The sequence below is a fragment of the Clostridium sp. genome (assembly GCF_040797585.1).
Taxonomy (GTDB): Bacteria; Bacillota; Clostridia; order Clostridiales; family Clostridiaceae; genus Clostridium_Z.
In genome coordinates, this window is the sequence record NZ_JBFNEO010000240.1 from 1 (window position 1) to 4,072 (window position 4,072).

The following is a 4,072-nucleotide window of genomic DNA, read 5'->3' on the forward strand; positions in this document are numbered from 1 at the left end:
AAAAACTTAAATATGTCTTAATTGAAAGCCTTAAGTACCCTTATATAATCTCCATATTGATTAAAGTCTTATATATTAAAATTATTTTATAAGATATAAACCTTATAAAATAGAAAATCTTTAAAACTACTTATAGCTATTTATAATAATTAAAAAAGACACTATGAATTTTTCATAAAAATTCATAGTGCCTTTTTGATTATAAGTTTATTTTCCTGCTACAGATAGCTCCTTTACAACCACTGTTGGACTTCCAAACATAGAAAAATCAAACTTTAAATCTTCTCCTATAAGTTCGATATCTTTTATTAAACTAAAGAAGTTTCCTGCTACTGTTATCTGCTCCACAGGTCTATCCTTCTTTCCATCTTTAATTAAAAAGCCACTAGCTGCTAAAGAGAAATCTCCTGTTATAGCATTGGCCCCTGCATGTATTCCATTAAGTTCAGTTATAAGTAATCCATCTTTAACTTCCTTAATAAGATCCTCTTTTGAAACATTACCTTTTTCAATATAACAATTAGATGGAGCTACTGTTACTGATGAGGAATAAGAAGCTCTATAAGCATTTCCTGTGGTTTTAACCTTTGCTTTATTAGCTGTAGATAAATTATGCATAAAAGTATTTAGCTTCCCTTCTTTAATTAAATACTTTTTATATGTGGGAACCCCCTCATCATCAAAAGGTCTTGATTTCACTCCTCCTTCTATAAGAGGATCATCTACTAGATTCACTATGGTAGATGCTATGGTTTCAGAAAGCTTATCCTTAAGAAGAGATAGACCCTTTTGAACATCTTCTCCATTAAAAGAATATATAAATGCTGAAAGTAAGGATGCCATAGTTCTATTCTCAATTGCTACTTTATATTTTCCTGACTCTATGGTATCCCCATTTAATTTACTTAAAACATCTTCTGCAGCACTTTTAGCTAGATCCTTAGGATTTATGTCCTTAAGGTTTGATGTGAAAATATACTCAAACCCATTCTTCATTTCCTCACCATTCTTAACTACAGGTACTAAAAGTGAAAATGCTATATTAGATTTATGATAAAGATCTAAGCCTTTAGAGTTCATTATTCCATATTCATTACTTTCTTCTGCATAAGAGCATTCTGCAAGTTTAATAATTCTCTCATCAGCACTTTTTCCTTCCTTCTCTAATTCTAAGGCTAATTCTATCTTTTTCTCCACAGAAGTTTCATTTAATTCTTCATTAAAACATTTTATATTTTCATAATTTTCTTTCTCTCCAAATATAAACTCTTTTTCTTCCTTTTCTATAAGCACTGCATTTTCCTTAGCCTTTTCCACTAACATATTTGCTGCTTCTTCATCCAATATCTCACTAAAGGCATATCCCATATTACCATTAAATATCCCTCTAAAGCTTACTCCCATAGTAGTATTTACTGAATACTTATCAACTTCTAATTCATATATTTCAATATTTAATCCATCTTTCTTGCTGTAATATATCTCATATTCACTAAATCCTTCTTCCTTTGCCTTAGTAAATACTAGTTCTTTAAATTCTCTTATTTTCATAAATCTCCCTCCTATCTTCCTCCAACAGTGATTTTAGATACTCTTAAAAGTGGTTGCCCTACATTAACTGGCACGCTACCACTTTCTGATCCACACATACCTTGTCCATGATCAAGATTTTTACCAACCATATCTATATTCATAAGGACTTCTGATCCTTTACCAATAAGACTCGCCCCTCTTACTGGTTCCTGGATTTCTCCATTTTTAATTAAATATCCCTCTAAAACTGCAAAATTAAATTCTCCTGTTATTGGGTTTACTGATCCTCCCCCCATATTCTTTGCATATAATCCTTTATCTATAGATTTTATGATAGCATCATTGTCATCATCCCCATTATCTATATAGGTATTAGTCATCCTTGAAGTAGGGGCAAACTTATAGGATTCTCTTCTTGAATTTCCTGTAGCCTCCATGCCCATTCTTCTTCCATTTAATGTATCTATCATATAGGATTTTAGTATGCCATTTTCTATAAGCACATTTCTTCTAGTTTTATTTCCTTCATCATCTATATTTAAAGATCCCCATAAATTTGTCATAGTTCCATCATCAATAGCTGTGACCTTTGTAGAAGCTATTTGCTTGCCAAGCTTTCCACAAAATACAGAGTTTCCTTTAGCTACAGATGTTGCTTCTAAAGAGTGACCGCAAGCCTCATGGAATATAACTCCTCCAAAGCCATTTTCTATAGCAACAGGCATAATTCCTGCAGGACATGGCTTTGCCTTAAGCATGGTGGTTGCTATTCTACTTGCATTCCTTGCATACCCTTCCACATCTATTTCATTAAAAAACTCGAACCCCTTACGCATTCCTGGATTTTCACTTCCTGTTTGGTTCTCTACTCCATTAGAAGCCACAGAAGATATTAAAAGCCTGCTACTTATTCTTCTATCCTCTGTATATAGTCCATTAGAGTTAGCTATTAGCACCTTTTGATCCTTATCTAACATCTCTACCATTGCTTGTACAATATCATTACTATAGTCTTTAGCGGAAGTATAAGCTCTTTTTACAACATCTATCTTTTTTCTAGTATCCACTGATGATGGTACATATAAATAAGGGTGAATATTTGTATTAACCCTTTCTGTTATATTAACATCAACATCTCCTTTTATCTCCCCTAAAGCAATAGCTGCTTTTTCTGCAGTGAGTAAAAGGCTTGTTAGGCTGTTATCATTAGTATATGCATATACACTTTTAAATCCTTTAAATATTCTAATACCTACCCCATAAATTCGTCCTGAAACTATACTATCAGTTTTACCTTTTACCATAGCTATTTTATTATTTAAGGTATCTTCTTCAAAAATCTCTGCAAAATCCCCACCTGTGCTTAATGCTCTAGCTAGGACCTTTTTCACTATATCCTTTGATAACATATCAATGCCCCCTTTAAACAATTATGAACTTATTCTATCACTTTATTCCTTATTTTTCAATATTTTAGATTTTATAACATATATGTAGCAATACAAAAACATTATATAAATAGTTTTTAATAAAAATAAACACTATGAGGTTATTAATGTCTCATAGTGTTTATGCTATATCATTTAATCTCACGGCCAAGTGTTTTAGCTTGTGCTTCCCATCTTGGTACATAAGTACCTGAAGCCCACTCTGCCATTACTACTGTTTCATTTGGATTTAGCTCTAATGATATCTTAGGTTCTGCACCTATTTCATTATTTACAATATTATATCCATATAAGTTATCCTTAGTAAGAATTAATATCATTTTATTATTGGGTGATGTATAGGCATCTATAGCATCCGGAAACCTTGACTTTATATAACTCCATGGTATATATAAATCATCATAAGCCACCATAACCTTAGGCGGAAGCATATTTATATCAAAAGTTCTCCATCCTATATTGGTATCCATACCACCCTTTAATCTCCAACTACCATTTCTTCTTTCTATTCCAAAATAGCTTTCATTGGTTATAACTGAATCTTTATCTATCTCAGGATTATATTTAATATATTTGTCAACTCCATTGGAAAACATGGTTTTTCCAATTTCTCCTTCTATATATGATAATCTAATTCCTTGGTTTATATTAGTATTATCTATTGGCACTACCTCATAATACTGTTTTTTACTTCCCTTTTGTTCATTCTCTTTTATTACCTCTGTAGATATATAATCATTGCCAACAAAAAGTATATTTCTTCTTATATTGGAATTTTCCTTTGGTACTTTTGTAGGTTTGATAATATTGCTATTGATAGAAGATGATACTATGGTCTCCTTATTAAATCCATCTACATTTGAGTTCTCTACTTTAACATTATAGAATCCATTAATTCTTGGAACAAGAAGATCATCAATCTCGTACATGGTTCCAAAGTAATCTTCATATTGAGATATCCAAATAGTTCTATATTTAATATTATTTTGTTCATCTATAGACTTAAGCCCTAAAAGTATTCCTGAATCTTTAAGTTTTGTACTAGGACTTTCTTTCATTATAACCTCTGATTTTGTACCGGAGGATATATC

General features: G+C 31.4%; 2 protein-coding genes and 1 pseudogene. All 3 read right to left on the reverse strand.

What is annotated here, in order from left to right; translation table 11 throughout:
- Positions 1 to 207: 207 nt before the first annotated feature.
- Complete coding sequence (locus tag AB2369_RS12095; RefSeq protein WP_367666731.1) at positions 208 to 1,551, reverse strand: TldD/PmbA family protein; 1,344 nt, start codon at positions 1,549 to 1,551, stop codon at positions 208 to 210.
- Between the two features lie 11 nt (positions 1,552 to 1,562).
- Entirely contained in the window at positions 1,563 to 2,942 is a 1,380-nt protein-coding gene (locus tag AB2369_RS12100) for a TldD/PmbA family protein (protein WP_367666732.1), read from the reverse strand.
- A gap of 170 nt (positions 2,943 to 3,112) precedes the next feature.
- Positions 3,113 to 4,072, reverse strand: a pseudogene (locus AB2369_RS12105) (hypothetical protein); the annotation flags it as partial.

What these genes read in the sequence shown, in the direction of transcription:
- AB2369_RS12095 (WP_367666731.1), bottom strand. Translation starts at nt 1,551, where the DNA reads ATGAAAATAAGAGAATTTAAAGAACTAGTATTTACTAAGGCAAAGGAA.
- AB2369_RS12100 (WP_367666732.1), bottom strand. Translation starts at nt 2,942, where the DNA reads ATGTTATCAAAGGATATAGTGAAAAAGGTCCTAGCTAGAGCATTAAGC.